Genomic DNA, 19,954 nt, shown 5'->3' with positions numbered 1-19,954 from the left:
TACAAGAAGCGCAGACAAGAAATTTTGTCTCCGCTTTTTATATTGCTTCTGTTTTTTCTATTTATCTCATTTTGCAGAAGGCTGTGCGAGCCATTTCCACTTTTATTTAATCCAGCTCCGGCGGCTAGAAGGATCGGTCATTTCACCCCTTCCTGCGAGGCAAAAAGCACCTCTTCTTCAGGAGTTCCAATGCCCTTCCCTTCTAAATGAGCCGCCTCCGCTTTTTACTTAATAACCAAATTAGGTTTTTTATTTAAGCTATGGCGTCCATCAACGAAGCGAACTGTTCCAGATTTTGCACGCATAACAAGGGATTCTGTTGTACCAACGCTGCCTTTAAATTGAACACCGCGTAGTAATTCACCATCTGTGACACCTGTTGCTGCAAAGATTGCATCGTCACCTTTCACTAGGTCTTCCATGCGAAGGATACGATTTATATCTTCAATACCCATTTTTTTGCAACGTGCTAACTCTGCTTCATTTTGCGGAAGAAGTTTCCCATGAATTTCTCCACCTAAACATTTTAATGCAACAGCTGCAAGAACCCCTTCAGGTGCGCCACCAGAACCAAATAAAATATCAACACCTGTACGATCAAATGCTGTATTAATGGCCCCAGCTACGTCTCCATCATTGATTAACTTGATACGAGCACCCGCTTTGCGAATTTCTTCAATAATCGCTTGATGACGTGGTCGATTTAAAACTGTTGCCACAACATCTTCAATATCTTTATTTTTTGCCTTTGCCACGGCACGTAAGTTATCAATAATAGGTGCATCAATGTCGACCGCACCAACTGCTTCTGGGCCAACCGCGATTTTATCCATGTACATGTCAGGAGCATGTAACAAATTGCCGTGATCCGCGATTGCAATAACAGCAAGTGCATTCCAGCCTCCAGCTGCTACAATGTTTGTACCTTCTAATGGATCAACTGCAACATCGACACGTGGGCCATATCCTGTACCTAATTTTTCTCCAATGTATAGCATTGGCGCTTCATCCATTTCTCCCTCACCAATGACAACTGTACCTTTCATCGGAATTGTATCGAATACATCACGCATTGCTGATGTTGCTGCACCGTCTGCCTCATCTTTTTTCCCGCGTCCCATCCAGCGCGCTGATGATAATGCTGCAGCCTCTGTTACACGTACTAACTCCATAGATAAACTTCTTTCCACAATAATCCCTCTCCTTTAAGTCTGAATATTTATGCCGTATTTTGTGAACTGTTTCTTTCTATTAAAGTGCAGCTTCCGTCAGTAGTGATTCTTCGTTCCCCATTAACGGAAGCACCACCACTTCATTTGTATTTTTTACTAGCTAGTAAAAAATACACTATTATGCATTTTTCATTTCTTCAATCTCTTGCTGCGTCATTTGTTCCCGCCAAATATTTGCACCAAGCCCCTTAAGCTTGTCTACTATATTTTCATAGCCTCGATCAATATGTTCGAGACCTGTCACTTCTGTAATTCCATCAGCCATTAATCCTGCGATTACAAGCGCAGCTCCTGCTCGCAAATCGCTAGCCTTCACCTTTGCTCCTTGTAACAATACCGGACCCGTCACAATGGCAGAACGGCCTTCTACTTTAATTTGTGCATTCATTCGGCGCAATTCATCAATATGTTTAAAACGAGCACCGTAAATTGTATCCGTTACAACTCCAGTTCCATGTGCCTTTGTTAAAAGCGTTGTAAAAGGTTGCTGCAAATCCGTCGGAAAACCTGGATATACAAGTGTTTTTATGTCAACCGTCCTTAACCTACGATTGCCATTCACCGTAATTTGATCATCATTCGTTTCAACTTGCACACCAGCTTCTCTTAGTTTTGCAGTAATTGACTCTAGATGTTGCGGAATGACATTATCAACCGTTACCTCTCCGCCAGATGCGGCTCCTAAAATCATATACGTACCCGCTTCAATACGGTCTGGAATAATAGAATGGTGACAGCCGTGCAAGGAATCTACACCCTCGATACGAATCACATCTGTACCAGCACCTTTAATTCTCGCACCCATACTTGTTAACAATGTAGCTACATCAATAATCTCCGGCTCTTTTGCCGCATTTTCAATCACAGTTCTGCCTTTTGCCCGTACAGCTGCCAGCATAATGTTAATCGTAGCTCCCACACTTACAACATCCAAATAAATGCGCGCCCCTCTTAGTTCATCTGCTCTTAAATAAATGGCACCTTGCTCATTTGTAACATGTGCACCTAGCGCTTCAAACCCTTTAATATGCTGATCGATTGGTCTTGGTCCTAAGTGACATCCACCAGGAAGCCCAATTACAGCTTTTTTGAAACGACCAAGCATCGCGCCCATCAAGTAATAAGAAGCACGCAATTTTTTTACTTTTCCATTTGGTAAAGGCATCGCAACCATTTGGGAAGGATCAACCGTCATCTCTTCCTCCTGACCATACGTTACAACTCCCCCAATTTCCTCTAATAGGTCTCCTAACATCTTCACATCTGAAATATTAGGTACACCACCGATGGTTACTGGAGTATCAGCCAAAATTGTCGCTGGAATTAGAGCAACAGCACTGTTTTTTGCACCGCTCACGCGAATCGATCCGTTTAAAGGTCTTCCACCTTCAATCAGCAACTTTTCCATGTTGAGCTCCCTTCTTATGAATGTATTTCCTTTCGGCTTTTCTTTTTAATAAAGAAAAACGAAAATCTTTCCTTAAGAATCTCATTCGTTCAGCAAACTAGCAACATAAAGCTTCCATTCGTTTTTATTTCTTCCCCGCCCTAAACTTAACAAGCAGTAAGACCTCACCTGAAAATGGTTATGCCTTAAAGAAATAGATGAAGACTAACTGCCTATCAAGCTTTGTTCATCGATTGCCTTAGATACATTATCACATTTATTAATAGGACTATGCACATTATGTTCCACTTTATATTTATAAAAGAAGTAAAAAAATCTCTATCATATATAGGTAATATGAAGAAATGTATAAATTTAATTAATCTTAAGACTTGTTCACGCTTTCATTATACAACGAAAGGAAACCGTCTAAAAGACTAGACGGTTTCCAAAACGGAATTTTATTCTTACGCTTTACCGTTAGAACCGAATTCACGAATTTTACCAATAACAGTTGTTTTGATAGCTTCGCGGCCAGGTCCGATAAATTTACGAGGATCGTAAACTTCTTGGTCTTTATTTAATACTTCACGAACAGCTTTTGTAAACTCGATTTGGTTCTCAGTGTTTACGTTGATTTTTGAAGTACCTAAAGAAATAGCTTTTGTGATGTCAGCAGTTGGGATACCAGTACCACCGTGAAGTACTAAAGGTACACCAGTGAAGTCACGAACTTGTTCCATTTCTTTAAATCCTAAGTTAGGCTCACCTTTGTAAGGACCGTGTACAGAACCTAAAGCTGGAGCTAGGCAATCGATACCTGTTGCTTCAACAAGGTGTTTACACTCTTCAGGATCAGCGTAGATAACGCCCTCAGCGATTACGTCATCTTCTTGTCCGCCAACTGTTCCAAGCTCAGCTTCTACAGATACATTACGAGCGTGTGCATATTCTACTACTTTTTTAGTAGTTTCTACGTTTTCTTCGAATGGGTGGTGAGAAGCGTCGATCATTACAGATGTAAAGCCTGCATCGATTGCTTCTTTACATTTTTCAAAGCTTGAACCATGGTCAAGGTGAATCGCTACAGGAACAGTGATGTTCATTTCTTCGATTAAAGCTTTAACCATAGCTACAACTGTTTTGAAACCAGTCATATGACGAGCTGCACCCTCAGATACACCTAAGATTACAGGAGATTTTTCTTCTTCCGCAGCAGCTAAGATAGCTTGAGTCCACTCTAAGTTGTTCATGTTGAATTGACCAACTGCGTATTTTCCTTCTAGTGCTTTGTTTAGCATTTCTTTCATGGAAACTAAAGGCATGATGAATCCTCCTAAAAAACGTTTTTTGTATCCGATAAGTTCTTATCGCTGGTAGTATGACCAGGATAAGGAAAAATATGTATATCAACATACCGGACTTTTTTCTACACTCAATAGGATAACAACTTGTACTCAAAAACTCAACTGTATTCACCTGCTCATCAGTCCATGTAAACGCTTTTTTTCGTATTTTTTATAAAAAATTCATTTTTATGCCTCTATAGTGATTTCACTTCTCACTGCCTGACGAATTTCATCAATATCAAACGGCTTAGCAAAGTGCATTAAAGCCCCTAAATCTTTTGCTTCTTGGATCATATCAAGTTCTCCATAAGCAGTCATTAAAATAACTTTAATATCTTCGTTAATTTCTTTTACATGTTTTAAAATCTCTATACCATCCATACCTGGAATTTTCATATCTAAAATAACTAAATCTGGATTATCTTTTTTCACGATATCTAAAGCTTGAAATCCATTTGCAGCTTGGAACGTTTGATAACCTTCTTTTTGGAACACTTCATGCAATAACACACGAATGCCATATTGATCATCAACGATTAAAATTTTCCCTTCCATAATCCCCCAACCTTTCTATGTAAGTACAAGATTAAAAGCTTCTTATATCTTATCCGATTTACTTTCGATATTCTTTATCAAATTCCTTCCTATTCTTTCTTATTTTACCGTTTCCTATTTTGATATGCTACCCCTATTACTTCGCCTTTCTACAAAAATAGGCTATAATGAAAGCCGCCTAACACAATCGAAAGGAGCAGTCCAATGTTAAAAATTTTTTCTACTCAGCTAAGTGGCTATTTCACAAGAATTTCTCAAAAAGAAGAGATGAATATAGAAGATAGTGCCCGTCTACTTGCTCAAGCATTAGTTGGTGATGGCATCATTTATTTACACGGTACAAACGAAATGGAAGGCGTTGTCTCTGAAGCCTTATGCGGCGCAGAGCCAATGAAACAAGCAAAACGCTTAATAGATAATGGAAAACAAACAGAAGTTACCTCCGCAGACCGCGTACTTCTCATCAGTCGATTTTCAACAGATGAAGAAATTGTTTCAATCGCAAAGAAATTGCAAGAAGAAGGCCAATCTATTGTTGGGATTTCAACCGTTCAAGAAGGCTCTGAATCCCTAGAACAATATACAGATGTACATATTGATACAAGGCTATTAAAAGGCTTAATTCCAGACGATGAAGGCAACCGTTATGGATTCCCAAGTTTAATCTTATCTTTATTGGCTTATCACGGCTTAAAATTTACAATTGACGAAATGATTAATGAATATGAATAAAACAAAAAAGGCGCCGTTCAGGACGCCTTTTCTTTTTTTACTTACCTTCTTTATTCGTAATAGAAGCTTTTACGAAATCATGGAACAATGGTTGTGGACGGTTTGGACGAGATACAAGTTCTGGGTGGAACTGTGCTGCCACGAACCAAGGATGATCTTGTATTTCAATGATTTCTACTAAGCGACCATCTGGGCTTGTACCAGAGAAGATGAACCCAGCGTTTTCCATTTCTTGACGGAATTGATTATTGAACTCATAGCGATGACGATGACGTTCATAAACAACTGGCTCATTATACGCATTGTAAGCATTTGTTTCTAAAGCAAGCTTACATGGGTATAGACCAAGACGAAGTGTACCACCTAGATCTTCTACATCTTTTTGTTCTGGTAATAAATCGATAATTGCATATGGCGTGTCAGGATTGATTTCAGAAGAGTTAGCTCCTTCTAATCCTAATACGTTACGTGCAAATTCGATTGATGCAAGTTGCATGCCTAAGCAAATTCCTAAGAATGGAACTTTGTTTTCACGTGCATATTGAATTGCAGCGATTTTTCCTTCTACACCACGATCGCCGAAGCCACCTGGTACAAGGATACCGTCTGTGTCGCCAACTAATTCTTTTACGTTTTCTGCTGTTACATGCTCAGCGTTTACCCATTTCACTTCTACATCTGTATCAAATGAATAACCTGCATGACGAAGTGCTTCTACAACAGAAATATATGCATCTTGAAGCTCTACATATTTACCAACAAGAGCGATTTTTGTTTTCTTAGAAAGATTACGCACTTTTTCTACTAAAGCAGTCCACTCTGTCATATCTGCAGCTGGGTTGTCTAGTTTTAAGTGATCGCAAACGATTTGGTCCATGTTTTGCTCTTGAAGAGATAATGGAACTGCATATAATGTATCTGCATCGCGCGCTTCGATAACTGCTTTTTGATCGATGTCACAGAATAAAGCAAGCTTGTCTTTCATATCTTGAGAAACAGGCATTTCTGTACGAACAACGATAATGTTTGGTTGAATACCTAAGCTACGAAGTTCTTTAACGCTATGTTGCGTTGGTTTTGTTTTCATTTCACCCGCTGCTTTTAAGTACGGGATTAATGTACAGTGGATGTACATTACGTTGTCACGACCAATATCACTCTTAATTTGGCGAATTGCTTCTAGGAATGGTAGAGACTCAATATCCCCAACTGTTCCTCCGATTTCTGTAATAACAACGTCTGCATTTGTTTCGCGACCAGAACGGTATACACGTTCTTTAATTTCATTTGTAATATGAGGAATAACCTGAACTGTTCCTCCTAAATATTCACCACGACGCTCTTTTTGAAGAACTGAAGAGTAAATTTTACCTGTTGTTACGTTGCTGTATTTGTTTAAGTTAATATCAATGAAACGCTCATAATGACCAAGGTCTAAGTCTGTTTCTGCGCCATCATCTGTTACGAATACCTCACCGTGTTGATATGGGCTCATTGTCCCTGGGTCTACGTTAATGTATGGGTCAAACTTTTGAATTGTTACGTTTAAACCACGATTTTTTAAAAGTCTTCCAAGAGATGCTGCTGTAATCCCTTTTCCTAAAGACGATACTACACCGCCTGTTACAAAAATATACTTAGTCATGAAAATGCTCCCTTCTACTTTGTTGTTATATAATCACCGTTGCAGAGCGCAACGTATGTAGATAACACTATATCTATCTTATTGTTAGACTCTTTTTATTTTCTAAACAAAAAACAAAAAAGAAAATTGCTCCCCTCATTACAAAAAGTAATAAGTAGGGAGCAATTTTCTTTTATATTTACACTTTAAAAGTATTATCGTCCTGTTTTAAAGAGCCCAAAAATGATTCTACATGGACGATAATGAAAAGTCAAGAACTACAGTTCTTCCTCTTCCTCTTCTTCTGTTTCATCATACTCAAGTTCTTCATCGGCGAAGTCTTCATCATCATCATCTTCGTCATCTAAATCATCAAGATCTTCATCTTCTTCAAGAACCTCGTCCAAATCTTCTACATCGTCATCATTGTCGTCTTCATCATCGAAGTCGTTTTCATCTTCTTCAATGTAGTCATCAAAGTCATCTTCTTCAACTTTGCGCTTTTTCTTAGGTTTTGGTTGTGGTAGGATTTCTTCATCAATTTGCTCATATGGGTACCAGCTGCGCAAGCCCCAACGATTTTCTCCTAAATTAATGAAACGTCCATCGATATTTAAATCTGTATAAAATTGTGCGATTTTCGCATTAACTTGCTCTTGAGATAGTCCCAGCACTTGAGCGATTTCTTGAACTAAATCCTGGAATGACGTTGCTTGTCTTTTATCCTCTAAAACACTATGTACAACTTCAATCATGGAAAATTCTTGTAGCTCTTCTGGTGAATATTGCTTAAAATCCACTTATGCGGCACTTCCTTTCTTAAAATATAATCCTATATATAACGACCTGTTTAAAAAAATCCATACTATTCATTATAAACAAAACTCCAACAAATATGCTACAAAAAAAACATGAAACTTTCACAAGAGAGTAATAAAAGTTATTACGGATTATAATTTACGAGAGCAACCTTTTCGTAACTAGCTTTCTATTTCGTGCTTCAATCAAGGAAGTACCAATTGAAAGTAAGCCCAGCACCTTCAAATCATTTCACTTTATTTCGGAAGCATATGTGCTCCATGCAATACATACCTTATTTGCATCTCTGTATATTCCTCTAAAGTGTAAAGTTTTTGCAGAGCCCATCGTCTAAATCCCCACATTTGTCCTTGAATAAAAATATTATGAGCAAGTAGCTGAATTTCCTTCTTCGTTAATGTAAACGTCCCATTTTTCGTACACTGCTCTAAAATATTCTCAAACATTCCCACCATTTGAAACTCTTTTTCTAACACGTATGGGAGAGATTCTTTCGGTAAAAACCGAACTTCTTGATACATAATTAATACTTCTTCCTGCAGTTCGTCCATTACTTTAAAATAATTTGTTATCGCTATTTTTAAACTTTCAACGCTTCCTTTTTCTGTGCAGACCACTTCTTCTAATCGTTCTTTTACATGTTCATAAATGCTATCACATACTAAATACAAAACATCATCTTTCGTACGGATATATTCATAAAGTGTACCGATACTAAAACCTGCTGCCCTGGCAATTTCCCTCGTTGTTGTACGAGGAAATCCCTTTTGCTTAAAAAGTTGCACAGCTCCTTTAATCATCTGCTCACGTCTTAATGCAACTAATTTCTCATCTTTTACCGATGCATGCACATTATGTTTAACCATCCCCTTCACCTCTCTCTACCATTTGGAAGGAAAAAGCGTAGGAAAATACCTACGCCTTCTCTCTTATTTCGTTAACATACGGGAAATGACAAGCCTTTGTATCTCTTGTGTTCCCTCATAAATTTGCGTAATCTTTGCATCACGCATGAAACGTTCTACTGGATAATCCTTCGTATAACCATAACCGCCAAATACTTGCACCGCCTCAGTCGTTACCTTCATCGCCGTATCCCCAGCGAACACTTTTGACATTGCGGATTCTTTCCCGTATGGAAGCCCTTCTGATTCTAGCCAAGCAGCTTGATAGGTTAGTAGCCGCGCTGCTTCTACATTCGTTGCCATATCTGCTAGTTTAAAACCAATTCCTTGCTGCGCGGCAATCGGCTTCCCAAATTGATGTCGTTCTCTCGCATAATCAACAGAAGCATCTAAAGCCCCTTGCGCAATACCAACAGCTTGCGCCGCAATGCCATTACGTCCACCGTCTAGTGTCTGCATAGCAATTTTAAATCCCTGTCCTTCTTCGCCAAGCAAATTCTCTACAGGAATGCGGCATTCTTCAAACATAATTTCTGTCGTTGGTGAAGAGCGAATGCCAAGTTTACTTTCTTTCTTACCAACGGAAAATCCTGGTGTATCACTTTCTACAATAAATGCACTTGTTCCGCGCTGCTTCGATTCTGGATCAGTCAATGCAAAAACAACATAAATATCAGCGATTCCACCGTTTGTAATAAAAATCTTAGAACCGTTTAAAATGTAATGATCGCCATCACGTTTCGCTGTAGTTCTCATTCCACCCGCATCCGAGCCAGAACCCGGCTCTGTTAAACCATATGCACCAATTTTCTTTCCTTCTGCCATTGGGCGTAAAAACTTTTGTTTCTGTTCCTCTGTCCCAAATTTAAAAATGGGCCACCCAGCAAGTGAAGTATGTGCAGATAGCGTTACACCTGTCGAAGCACAGACACGTGATAACTCTTCCACCGCAATCACATAAGCCAAGTAATCGCTTCCAATTCCGCCGTATTCTTCAGGCCACGGAATCCCTGTTAAACCAAGTCCCGCCATCTGGTCAAATAAAGAGCGGTCAAATCGCTCCTCTTCATCACGCTCTGCCGCTGTTGGTGCCACTTCATTCCTTGCAAAATCTCGAACCATTTTTCGTATCATTTCATGTTCTTCTGATAATTTAAAATGCATGTTTCTTTCCTCCCCACTTTCTAACCTTTATCCTGTAATAACAATCCGTAAGATATCCACCTTAAAATTCAGCAAAAACAAAGAAGCCAGGTGACGGACCAATTGTCCGTAAAAGTCCGATTGATTCAACTAATTAAAGTTTCACTTTATAAAGCCCTGCTAATCACAAGCCTTTGTATTTCGCTCGTTCCTTCATAAATTTCACAAATTTTTGCATCTCGGAAAAATCTCTCAACCGGATAATCTTTTGTATACCCGTATCCGCCGAATACTTGCACTGCCTCAATCGCAACCTCAACCGCTGTTTTAGAAGCAAATAACTTCGCAATAGATGCTTCCTTTCCACACGGAAGCCCTTGTGCTCTAAGCGATGCCGCCCTATATACAAGTAACCTCGAAGCCTCTACACTTGTCGCCATATCCGCTAACTTAAAACCAAGTCCTTGCTGCGCGGCAATTGGCTTCCCAAATTGCTCACGCTCCTTCGCATAATCCACTGCACAAGTTAACGCTGCTTCAGCAATTCCAAGTGCCTGTGCCCCAATGCCAATACGACCAACGTCTAAATTTGCCATTGCTACCTTAAAACCTTGTCCTTCTTCACCAAGTAAATTTTCTGCTGGCACCTTCATATCTTCAAATGTAAGCTGTACAGTACGAGAACCAAGTAACCCCATCTTATGCTCATCTTTTCCAACGATTAAACCTGGTGTATCTTTCTCCACAATAAACGCGGAAATCCCACTTTTCCCTGCATCTGGATTTGTAGAAGCAAACACGATATATGTATCTGCCTCACCTCCATTTGTAATAAAAACCTTTGATCCGTTAATCACATAATGATCGCCCTGTTTTACGGCTCTTGATTTCAAGCCACCTGCATCAGATCCTGCACTCGGCTCCGTTAAAGCGAATGCACCTAAATATTCACCCGTTGCTAGTTTAGAAACATATTTTTGCTTTTGTTCCTCTGTTCCAAAATATAAAATTGGATTTGTTCCAACCGATGTATGTACCGCCAAAATAACACCAATTGTTGCACTCACCTTCGATAGCTCCTCAATAGCTAATATATAAGAAATAAAATCCATTTCCGCACCACCATATTTTGCTGGTGCTGGAATCCCCATTAATCCAAGCTCACCCATTTTCGTTAAAATCTCTCTAGGAAACACCCCTTGTTCCATATTTGGAACAAAGGGAGCGATTTCCTTTTGTGCAAAATCTCGAACCATCTTTCTCATCATTTGCTGTTCTTCTGTAAAATGAAAATTCATATGCCCCGCCTCCATTTGCTATATATCTTTTTTCAATCACCGGGTAAGACCACTACTTTGTAAAAAAAGAGGGAGACCTACCTTTCCTTGTTTCCTATTCGTATACGTAGAAGCCACGACCTGTTTTTCTACCTAACCAACCCGCATTTACATATTTACGTAATAACGGACATGGACGATACTTACTATCCCCTAGCCCTTCATGCAATACTTCCATAATGTATAAACACGTATCTAAACCGATAAAGTCTGCTAATGTTAATGGCCCCATTGGATGATTCATACCAAGCTTCATCACTTCATCAATCGCTTCTTTTGTTGCTACCCCTTCATATAACGTATAAACCGCTTCATTGATCATCGGTAATAAAATACGGTTGGATACAAAGCCAGGGAAATCATTCACTTCAACAGGTACTTTACCAATTTTCTTTGTAATATCTTCAATTGTTTCGTATACCACATCATCTGTTGCAAGCCCTCGAATAATTTCAACAAGCTTCATAACTGGAACAGGATTCATAAAATGCATACCAATCACTTTCTCTGGACGTTTTGTTACCGCAGCTATTTCTGTGATTGGTAAAGAAGATGTATTGGTCGCCAAAATTGCATGTTCTGGAGCAATTTCATCTAAATTCGCAAAAATTTTCTTTTTAATATCCATCTTCTCAACAGCTGCCTCAATAACTAGATCAGCCTCTTTTACACAATCCAATTCAATCGTTGCTGTAAGACGATTTAACGTTGCTTCCTTAGAAGCTTCATCCATTCTGCCCTTCTCTACTTGGCGTGCTAAATTTTTTGTAATAATAGCTAATCCTTTATCTAATTGCTCCTGCTTTAAATCTTGCATATACACGTCATAACCTGCCATTGCACATACTTGTGCAATACCTGATCCCATTTGCCCCGCACCAATTACAACAATTTTTTGTACACTCATCTTTTCTCCCCCTCTTAATTAATGAACCTCAATCATAATTGCATCGCCTTGGCCACCACCGCTACAAATCGATGCGATTCCAATTCCGCCGCCGTGCTGCTTCAGCGCATGAATAAGTGTAACGATAATACGTGCACCGCTTGCTCCAATTGGATGTCCCATCGCAACTGCACCGCCGTTTACATTGATCTTTTCAGGGTCAATCCCTGCGATTTCCGCGCTGGCAATTGCAACTGCTGCGAAAGCTTCATTAATCTCAAATAAATCAATATCTTCTATTGTTTTACCAGTCTTCTTCAAAAGCTCGTTAATCGCATAACCTGGTGTTCTTGGGAAATCTTTTGCCTCTACTGCAATCGCGGTATGCCCTAAAATCGTTGCTAGCGGTTTTCTTCCTTCTTGCCGCGCTCTGTCCTCGCTCATTAATACGAGTGCCGCTCCGCCATCATTTAGTCCTGGCGCATTCCCGGCTGTTACTGCTGCCGTTTTATCAAATACAGGCTTTAACTTCGCTAACTTTTCAACCGTTGTATCTTCACGCGGCGCTTCATCTTTGGCAACAACAATCGGGTCTCCCTTTCGCTGCGGTACAGATACAGGTACGATTTCCTCTTCAAATCGCCCTTCCTTCTGCGCGGCAATTGCACGCTGATGACTACGATACGCCCATTCATCTTGCGCTTCGCGAGAGATCCCATCTTCCTTCGCAACTTCTCCACCATACACACCCATATGTATGCCGGAAAATGAACATGTTAAGCCATCTACTATATTTAAATCGGCAACTTCATTATGGCCCATCCGGTATCCCCAGCGCGCGCCTCGTAAAATATAAGGACTATTACTCATCGATTCCATTCCGCCTGCCACAATAAGCGTTTGATCGCCAGTGCGAATAATTTGATCGCCTAACGTCACAGCACGAAGACCTGATGCACAAACTTTATTTACAGTTTCCGTACGCGTCTCCCATGGAAGTCCTGCTTCTCTCGCGGCTTGACGCGAAGGAATTTGCCCCTGTCCTCCTTGAATAACCGTTCCAAATATAACTTCTTCAACGTCGCCCTCAGAAACATTTGCTCGTTCAAGCGCAGCTTTAATCGCAATTCCTCCAAGTTCCGTTGCTTTTACGTCCTTTAAAGATCCCCCAAACTTTCCAACCGGTGTTCTTGCAGCACTTAAAATAACTGTTCTGACCAAGTTTCTTTCCCCCATTTCTTTTTTCGGCGCTGAGCGCCCGCTCGATATTACTACGTTGAGAAGAGGTGCAAATCTTGCACCTCTATCTAAAGTTGTATGAATTCTTACATATGATTACATTGCTTCTTTCTTCGGCCCGATAACAGATCGTTCTAAAATCTCCGTTACATCAAGCGTTTGAACTTGTTCTTCTACTTCTTTTGCTTTCGTACCGTCACTAATCATTGTTAAGCAATACGGACATCCCGTACCAATAATTGACGGTTTCACAGCAAGTGCTTGTTCTGTGCGTGCAACGTTAATACGTGAACCTGTTGTTTCTTCCATCCACATCAGTCCGCCACCTGCGCCACAACACATACCTGTTTCGCGATTACGCTCCATTTCAACAACAGTTACGCCTGGAATCGCTTTTAAAATGCTGCGCGGCGCCTCATATACTTCGTTGTATCTTCCTAAATAACAGGAATCATGATACGTGATTGTTTCTTCAATTCGGTGAACTGGCGCTAAGCGCCCTTCTTTCACCCACTGTGCTAATAATTCTGTATGGTGATAGACTTCTGCTTGTAAGCCAAAGTCTGGATACTCATTTTTAAACGTGTTATAAGCATGCGGATCAATCGTAACGATTTTCTTCACACCTGCTTTTTCAAACTCCTCAATGTTCTTCGTCGCCATCTCTTGGAACACGAATTCATTTCCGAGGCGGCGCGGCGTATCGCCGGAGTTCTTCTCTTTGTTACCAAGAATCGCAAACGAAATGCCTGCTTTATTCATCAGCTTTGCAAATGATATTGCAATTTTCTGACTGCGATTATCATATGATCCCATCGAGCCAACCCAGAATAAATATTCAAATTCTTCGCCAGTTTTTGTTTTCTCTTTCACAGTCGGAACCGTTACTTCATCATCGCCTTGTCGCCATGTTTCACGCTCTTTACGATTTAGCCCCCATGGGTTCCCTTGGCGTTCAATATTTGTCATGGCACGCTGCGCTTCCGCATCCATCTTACCTTCTGTTAAAACAAGATAACGACGTAAATCAATGACTTTGTCAACGTGTTCATTCATAACTGGGCACTGATCTTCACAGTTACGGCACGTTGTACATGCCCAAATTTCTTCTTCTGTAATGACATCTCCAATTAAGCTTGGATCATAAGAAAGTGCCGCTGCCGATTCTTGTTGTCCTTGCCCCGCTGCCATCATCGCTAACTGATTTCCTTGTGTATTGTTAAACGCAACTGCCGGGACCCATGGTACTTTTGATGTCACCGCTGCCCCCTTATCAGTCAAATGATCGCGAAGCTTTACAATTAAATCCATTGGTGACAACATCTTGCCTGTCCCTGTTGCCGGGCACATATTTGTACAGCGACCACATTCTACACAAGCGTATAAATCAATAAGTTGTGTCTGTCTAAAGTCTTCAATTTTTCCAACACCAAATGTTTCTTGTGTTTCATCTTCAAAATCAATTTTTTCAAGTTTTCCTGGATTAGACAGACGTGTAAAAAACACATTGACCGGCCCAGCGATTAAATGTGCATGCTTTGATTGTGGAACATAAACCAAAAATGTTACCAAAATAAGTAAATGCACCCACCAAGAGAAATAGAACACCGAAATAGCTACGGTTTCATTTATCCCTGAAAAAACGTAAGCGATTCCAGAAGCAATTGGTTCGCTCCATGAAAGCTCCTCGCCATGCCATATAATGCCCATTCCGTTACCAAGTAGTACAGAAAGCATTAAGCCTCCGATAAAAATAAGAACAAGGCCTGATTTAAAATTACGTTTTAAACGAACAAGTTTTTCAACGTATCTTCTATAAAAAGCCCAAAAAACTGCGATTAAGATCATAAGTGTGATAATTTCCTGGAAGAATGTAAATGCAGGGTATAGTGGTCCAAGTGGAAGATGTGATCCTGGTGCTAGTCCTTTCCAAATGAAGTCAATTGCTCCAAATTGGACAAGAATAAATCCATAAAAAAACATAACGTGCATGATACCGCTTTTTTTGTCTTTCAATAATTTTTTTTGACCGAAAACGTTGACCTTGAGAATATCCCATCTCTCTTTAAAGCGGCGGTCAAATTCTACTTTTTTTCCTAATTGTATGTAGGCCATCCTCGTTCGTATAAGATATACAAACAAATATCCCGCATAAGCAATAACAACAATGGCAGCCAGCCAATTTACGATTAGTAAGCTATTCATTTTATGCTACCCCTCTCTTTGTAAGCCCTCTTTCTTTTAGAATCTTCAAAAATATAAAATTTTCTGAATTGTATCCCCTATTCCCATTATATAATGAGTGAGCATTCAGTCAACAGTTTTTTGTTATACAACAACACATTTTTTTCATAAAGCTATTTATTTAGGTGAAACTACAAAGTGAAACTTTAATTCGTAATGGTCTTACAATCCACAACTAGCAAAGTGAAAATAAATACGAGGGAAGGAGCTTAGTAATGGTCTTTTTATCTCTCTTACTAATATGTTTTGCCCTTTGGTTCATAATAGACCTTTTGTATGGAAGAATACTTCATTTAAAGCGACTAAAACCTCGCGCTTTTCCATTACGACGAAGCGACTTTCACCTTTATACATGTGGAACAAACTTATACAATGATTTATTTCATGACATCAAACAAGCAAAACACCATATCCATATTTTATTTTTTATTGTTAAAAACGATGAAATAAGTCAAACCTTTTTACAATTACTAATTAACAAAGCAAAACAAGGAGTCGAAGTACGTCTCCTCCTTGATCGTATCGGGAGTCATCAATTATCGAGAGAATCCATTCGCTCGTTACAAAAAAACGGTGTCTCTTTTTCGTTTTGTCACAAAGTAAAATTACCATTTCTCTTTTTTTCAGCGAATCAAAGAAATCATAGAAAAATTACGATTATTGATGGAAAAATTGGTTATATCGGCGGCTTCAATATCGGTGAGGAGTATTTAGGGCACAATTCTAAATTAGGGCTATGGCGCGATTATCATTTACGCCTGACTGGAGAAGGCGTACAAGATTTACAAAAGCAATTTTTACATGACTGGCGCGATGACACTTCTCAAGATTTACTAGAAAATGCGATTTATTTTCCAAAACAACAACCAGGCACCATGCTGCACCGTTTTATTCCAACAGATGGCGCTTACTTACAACAAACATTCTTAAACTTGATTGAGAGCGCTAAGAAAGAACTATACATAGGAACACCTTATTTTATTCCCGGAAAAAAAATTATGGATGCCTTATTACAAGCGAAAGGCCGAGGAGTTCATGTTACCATTCTTGTTCCTCATAAAGCCGATCATCCTCTCGTTCGAGAAGCAAGGCTGCCATATTGCCGAAAACTCATACAAGCTGGTTGCGATATTTATTCATTTCAAGAAGGATTTTTCCACGCAAAAATCATCATGGTAGATAACCATATTTGCGATATCGGAACAGCTAATGTTGATATGAGAAGTTTGTATCTCAATCACGAAATAAATTGCCTCTTATATGATGAAGCCTTTATAAAGAAAATTAAAACCGAAATTAACAAAGATATAGAAGCATCTACATTACTTTCTTGGAAAGATGTTACCTCCCTCACTATTGTTGATAAAGGAAAAGAATGGATTGGGACAATACTAGCGTTTTTCTTATAGAACCATTGAGCGTAAGCAAAAGGATTTGGCACTCTGATGGGCTCTCTTCTATAAGGAAAATAAAACGCAAAAACAACGTAACGTTACGTTGTTTTATGTTAAAAGAAGACGTCGTTTTTATAATGACAAAACCTTTACTTTATATGCTATTATTTAAATTAGCATTTTCCCCTTAGATTCAACTTTATTGAAACGGAGTAATAATATGATTAATCAAAGAAAGTATGTAAATTTTGTTATCATGTATATTCTTATATTTTTCCTTTGGATTATGTTTATTCCTAAAGGCTGGAGCGGAAAGGAGTTTGGCATTATCTTCTTATTTTCCTTCGCTGCTATTTTCTCCTGCGCTTGTTTGTATAAAGCTATCCACAAGATGAAAAGTGGAGAAAAATTATTTTGGATCTTAATCTTATGTACATGTTTATGCAGTTTCATAATGGAAATCACTTTATTTTTACAGTCTTTTTCTATTTATAAACAATCTATACTTTCACACGAGGCAGTTCCCTTTTTCATCATACAATACATTTTATTATTTACTGGTTTTGCAATAAAATTCACAAAACATTATTCTATTAAAGGTCTTTCCCAGTTTTTATTCGATAGCATATTTATCATTATTATGAATATCTATTTTATCCTTACTATCATACTCAACATTTCACAACTTAGCGACATAACAAACGAAATGTGGGTTATAACGGGATACTTCATTGCGCAATCATTAATGATATATGCTGTCATTAGCCTATATAGAAGAGAGCAGCATTCTTCTAGTAGAATTGCGTTAATTATCGGTTTTGCTATTATACTTATTTATGGATATGTTTATATTTTCCAACTAAATAGAGGTGTAGAAATCTCTGCTGAATTTACTTATTTCATCCATACCGCTTCTATACTCTCAATTGGTTTATCCTCACTACTGTATGTATTCAATAAACCAATTCAGCACGAAACAAAGATGAAATATTATCCATTTGATTATGTACGATTTATTTTGCCGTACTTTAGTCTAATCATAACTTTTATCTTTATAATCTCAGAGCTTGCAGACAAAAAACCTATGTTAATTGGATTTGCACTATCTCTTATCTTATTATTCTTAAGACAATTATACATGTGGAAAGCTAATCAAAAACTAATTAATACATATGAAAAGTTGACTACACAATTAGAAGGTAAGGTCGAAGAAGGAGCATTCGCTCTTTCTAAAAGTGAGCAAAGATATAAATCGCTATTTGAGGATCATCCCGATGCTGTATTTTCACTAGATATGGATGGAATTTTCCAGAGTTCGAATAAAGCTTGTGAAAGTCTCTTTACAGCCTACTACTGTGAAGTCACCAGCTATTCTCTTTTACATTTTATTGATGCACAAGACCATGAACTTCTAAATAGAGCATTACAAGTTACAAAAGAAGGCAGGCCCCAAACACTAGAAGTACGAACAAAGAAAAAAGAAGGCTATTACTATTATCTTCAGGTTACACTCATTCCAATTTCAATTGAAAAAGAAGTGGTTGGGATGTTTGGTATTGCTCGTGATATTACAGCTTTATATGAGCAACAAAAACAAGTCGAACATTTAGCATTTCATGACGCACTTACAGGACTACCGAATCGTCGAAAATTTGAAAAAGACTTACGCTCTGTTTTAGAGGAGGCACAAACGAATTTAAACGATGTTGCTGTATTGTTCCTTGATCTAGACCGATTTAAAAAAATTAATGATCGTCTAGGACATGATGTTGGGGATTTATTATTGATTGAAGTAGCAAAAAGGTTGAGAGGTTGTCTGCGCTCAAAAGATATTGTTGCACGTCAAGGCGGGGACGAATTCACAATTTTACTGCCGGATATGTATTCTGAGAAAAGTGCCTCTTTTATAGCTGATCAAATATTAACAGTATTAAACAAGCCATTCTTTATCCAAGATGAAGAACTTTCTATTACACCAAGTATTGGCATTGCAATGTATCCCGATTATGGCACTCACGCTACAGAATTAATGAAGCATGCAGACATGGCTATGTATCGTGCAAAGGCAAGCGGAAAAAATACATATATTTTCTTCTCAAAAGAAATGAGCATTGCCGAAAATGAAATACACTTTTTAGAAAGCGAGCTTTCTAAAGCGCTACAACAAAATGAATTTTTCCTTGAGTACCAGCCTCAAGTCAATATGAAAACAAAACAAATCATTGGATTTGAAGCATTAATTCGTTGGAAACATCCAAAGCTCGGTACTGTATCCCCAGCACAATTCATCCCGCTGGCAGAGGAAACAGGATTTATTATTGAGCTTGGAAACTGGATTCTCCGTACCGCTTGTTTAGAAGCGAAAAGATGGCACAACCAAGGTTTTACTCATTTAAAGGTTGGCGTGAACCTATCTGTCGTACAATTTAATCATGCAGACCTCATTCCAACTATTTCAAAAGTATTAGAGGAAACAGAATTAATCCCAGAAGCATTGGACATTGAAATTACAGAAAGCATTGCCATCAATAAGAAGCAATCTGTCATCGAAAAACTAGAACAACTTCAGAAACTCGGTATTCAAATTTCAATCGATGACTTTGGAACTGGCTATAGTTCTTTATCTTATCTAACAAAATATCCTATTAATACATTAAAAATTGCAAAAGAATTCATTAGTGAAATTAAAAATAGTCCTCTAGAAGAAGCAATTATTTCTTCTATTATTACATTGGCAAAAAAACTACAGCTGAATGTTATTGCTGAAGGCGTTGAAACACATGAACAATGGTCATTCTTACACAATCAAAATTGTGACCACATTCAAGGATTTTTAATTAGTAAACCTGTTTCTAGTAAAAATGTCTGGATGTTACTTCAACAAAAAACAACCGTCTAAATTTAGACGGTTGTTTTTAATATTCAAAAGGCAGATCAGAAGCTAATTGTACCTCTTGATTATTAGCAGGGATTACATGATTTTTTTCTAAAGCTGTACCTCCTGCTGAAATACCCCATGCCATCGCTAACGTCAACAAGCTGCCAATAAGTAACTTTTTCATATTCCATCCCCCTTATACTCTTTATTTTAATATATCATTAAAACTT

Annotated in this window: 16 protein-coding genes; 3 read left to right on the top strand and 13 right to left on the bottom strand. The window is 38.5% G+C overall.

All coding sequences use genetic code 11. The annotated features are described in order from the left end of the window. Nucleotides 1-224: 224 nt before the first annotated feature. From glpX to spo0F, 4 genes are all read right to left on the bottom strand, one after another. Entirely contained in the window at nucleotides 225-1,190 is a 966-nt protein-coding gene (gene glpX / locus COO03_RS12260; protein WP_003209232.1) for a class II fructose-bisphosphatase, read from the bottom strand. Nucleotides 1,191-1,350: 160 nt separating this feature from the next. After that, nucleotides 1,351-2,640, bottom strand: a complete 1,290-nt coding sequence (gene murA / locus COO03_RS12255) for a UDP-N-acetylglucosamine 1-carboxyvinyltransferase (RefSeq protein ID WP_097897459.1) — start codon at nucleotides 2,638-2,640, stop codon at nucleotides 1,351-1,353. A 446-nt stretch (nucleotides 2,641-3,086) separates the two neighbouring features. Then, nucleotides 3,087-3,944 (bottom strand): class II fructose-bisphosphate aldolase, encoded by an 858-nt coding sequence (locus COO03_RS12250; RefSeq protein WP_097897458.1) that lies wholly within the window; start codon nucleotides 3,942-3,944, stop codon nucleotides 3,087-3,089. Nucleotides 3,945-4,154: 210 nt separating this feature from the next. Next, complete coding sequence (gene spo0F, locus COO03_RS12245) at nucleotides 4,155-4,523, bottom strand: sporulation initiation phosphotransferase Spo0F (RefSeq protein ID WP_097897457.1); 369 nt, start codon at nucleotides 4,521-4,523, stop codon at nucleotides 4,155-4,157. 204 nt (nucleotides 4,524-4,727) lie between these two features. Between spo0F and COO03_RS12240 the strand changes: the two genes are divergently transcribed. After that, the gene (locus tag COO03_RS12240; RefSeq protein WP_097897456.1) at nucleotides 4,728-5,255 is read left to right on the top strand and encodes a DUF2529 domain-containing protein; all 528 of its coding nucleotides are present in this window, start codon (nucleotides 4,728-4,730) and stop codon (nucleotides 5,253-5,255) included. Between the two features lie 37 nt (nucleotides 5,256-5,292). Here COO03_RS12240 and pyrG read toward each other — a convergent pair whose 3' ends face one another. The 8 genes from pyrG to COO03_RS12200 all read right to left on the bottom strand — a co-directional run bounded on the left by pyrG (nucleotide 5,293) and on the right by COO03_RS12200 (nucleotide 15,413). Continuing rightward, nucleotides 5,293-6,900 carry a CTP synthase gene (gene pyrG, locus COO03_RS12235; protein ID WP_097897455.1) on the bottom strand — a complete coding sequence of 536 codons (1,608 nt, stop codon included), beginning with the start codon at nucleotides 6,898-6,900 and terminating at the stop codon, nucleotides 5,293-5,295. Between the two features lie 257 nt (nucleotides 6,901-7,157). After that, nucleotides 7,158-7,679, bottom strand: a complete 522-nt coding sequence (rpoE, locus tag COO03_RS12230) for a DNA-directed RNA polymerase subunit delta (protein ID WP_097897454.1) — start codon at nucleotides 7,677-7,679, stop codon at nucleotides 7,158-7,160. 255 nt (nucleotides 7,680-7,934) lie between these two features. After that, on the bottom strand, nucleotides 7,935-8,564 hold the full coding sequence (locus COO03_RS12225) for a TetR/AcrR family transcriptional regulator (RefSeq protein WP_097897453.1): 630 nt from the start codon (nucleotides 8,562-8,564) through the stop codon (nucleotides 7,935-7,937). Between the two features lie 63 nt (nucleotides 8,565-8,627). Further along, nucleotides 8,628-9,767, bottom strand: coding sequence for an acyl-CoA dehydrogenase AcdA (acdA, locus tag COO03_RS12220; RefSeq protein WP_097897452.1), 1,140 nt, complete (start codon nucleotides 9,765-9,767; stop codon nucleotides 8,628-8,630). A gap of 146 nt (nucleotides 9,768-9,913) precedes the next feature. Then, nucleotides 9,914-11,044, bottom strand: a complete 1,131-nt coding sequence (locus COO03_RS12215) for an acyl-CoA dehydrogenase (RefSeq protein WP_097897451.1) — start codon at nucleotides 11,042-11,044, stop codon at nucleotides 9,914-9,916. Nucleotides 11,045-11,138: 94 nt separating this feature from the next. Beyond that, on the bottom strand, nucleotides 11,139-11,990 hold the full coding sequence (locus COO03_RS12210) for a 3-hydroxybutyryl-CoA dehydrogenase (protein ID WP_097897450.1): 852 nt from the start codon (nucleotides 11,988-11,990) through the stop codon (nucleotides 11,139-11,141). Between the two features lie 18 nt (nucleotides 11,991-12,008). Then, nucleotides 12,009-13,292, bottom strand: a complete 1,284-nt coding sequence (locus tag COO03_RS12205; protein WP_097897449.1) for an acetyl-CoA C-acetyltransferase — start codon at nucleotides 13,290-13,292, stop codon at nucleotides 12,009-12,011. A gap of 12 nt (nucleotides 13,293-13,304) precedes the next feature. After that, nucleotides 13,305-15,413 (bottom strand): (Fe-S)-binding protein, encoded by a 2,109-nt coding sequence (locus COO03_RS12200; protein WP_097897448.1) that lies wholly within the window; start codon nucleotides 15,411-15,413, stop codon nucleotides 13,305-13,307. A gap of 254 nt (nucleotides 15,414-15,667) precedes the next feature. On the opposite strand from COO03_RS12200, the gene cls reads away from it, so the two are divergent. Then, nucleotides 15,668-16,861 (top strand): cardiolipin synthase, encoded by a 1,194-nt coding sequence (gene cls / locus COO03_RS12195; protein WP_097897447.1) that lies wholly within the window; start codon nucleotides 15,668-15,670, stop codon nucleotides 16,859-16,861. A 205-nt stretch (nucleotides 16,862-17,066) separates the two neighbouring features. Then, nucleotides 17,067-19,745 (top strand): DUF4084 domain-containing protein, encoded by a 2,679-nt coding sequence (locus COO03_RS12190; RefSeq protein WP_097897446.1) that lies wholly within the window; start codon nucleotides 17,067-17,069, stop codon nucleotides 19,743-19,745. Between the two features lie 16 nt (nucleotides 19,746-19,761). On the opposite strand, the gene COO03_RS12185 is transcribed toward COO03_RS12190, so the two are convergent. Next, nucleotides 19,762-19,908: a quorum-sensing peptide PapR gene (locus COO03_RS12185; RefSeq protein WP_097897445.1), complete on the bottom strand. Its 147-nt coding sequence runs from the start codon at nucleotides 19,906-19,908 to the stop codon at nucleotides 19,762-19,764. Between the last annotated feature and the right edge of the window lie 46 nt (nucleotides 19,909-19,954).

The sequence above is a fragment of the Bacillus sp. AFS098217 genome, from assembly GCF_002551815.1.
Lineage (GTDB): Bacteria > Bacillota > Bacilli > Bacillales > Bacillaceae_G > Bacillus_A.
The sequence above is the reverse complement of the archived record's forward strand: the minus strand, read 5'-3'. Positions and strand labels throughout refer to the sequence as shown.

Coding starts and splice junctions, on each gene's coding strand:
- murA (WP_097897459.1), bottom strand. CDS start 2,640: ATGGAAAAGTTGCTGATTGAAGGTGGAAGACCTTTAAACGGATCGATT.
- COO03_RS12250 (WP_097897458.1), bottom strand. CDS start 3,944: ATGCCTTTAGTTTCCATGAAAGAAATGCTAAACAAAGCACTAGAAGGA.
- spo0F (WP_097897457.1), bottom strand. CDS start 4,523: ATGGAAGGGAAAATTTTAATCGTTGATGATCAATATGGCATTCGTGTG.
- COO03_RS12240 (WP_097897456.1), top strand. CDS start 4,728: ATGTTAAAAATTTTTTCTACTCAGCTAAGTGGCTATTTCACAAGAATT.
- pyrG (WP_097897455.1), bottom strand. CDS start 6,900: ATGACTAAGTATATTTTTGTAACAGGCGGTGTAGTATCGTCTTTAGGA.
- COO03_RS12225 (WP_097897453.1), bottom strand. CDS start 8,564: ATGGTTAAACATAATGTGCATGCATCGGTAAAAGATGAGAAATTAGTT.
- acdA (WP_097897452.1), bottom strand. CDS start 9,767: ATGCATTTTAAATTATCAGAAGAACATGAAATGATACGAAAAATGGTT.
- COO03_RS12215 (WP_097897451.1), bottom strand. CDS start 11,044: ATGAATTTTCATTTTACAGAAGAACAGCAAATGATGAGAAAGATGGTT.
- COO03_RS12210 (WP_097897450.1), bottom strand. CDS start 11,990: ATGAGTGTACAAAAAATTGTTGTAATTGGTGCGGGGCAAATGGGATCA.
- COO03_RS12200 (WP_097897448.1), bottom strand. CDS start 15,413: ATGAATAGCTTACTAATCGTAAATTGGCTGGCTGCCATTGTTGTTATT.
- cls (WP_097897447.1), top strand. CDS start 15,668: ATGGTCTTTTTATCTCTCTTACTAATATGTTTTGCCCTTTGGTTCATA.
- COO03_RS12190 (WP_097897446.1), top strand. CDS start 17,067: ATGATTAATCAAAGAAAGTATGTAAATTTTGTTATCATGTATATTCTT.
- COO03_RS12185 (WP_097897445.1), bottom strand. CDS start 19,908: ATGAAAAAGTTACTTATTGGCAGCTTGTTGACGTTAGCGATGGCATGG.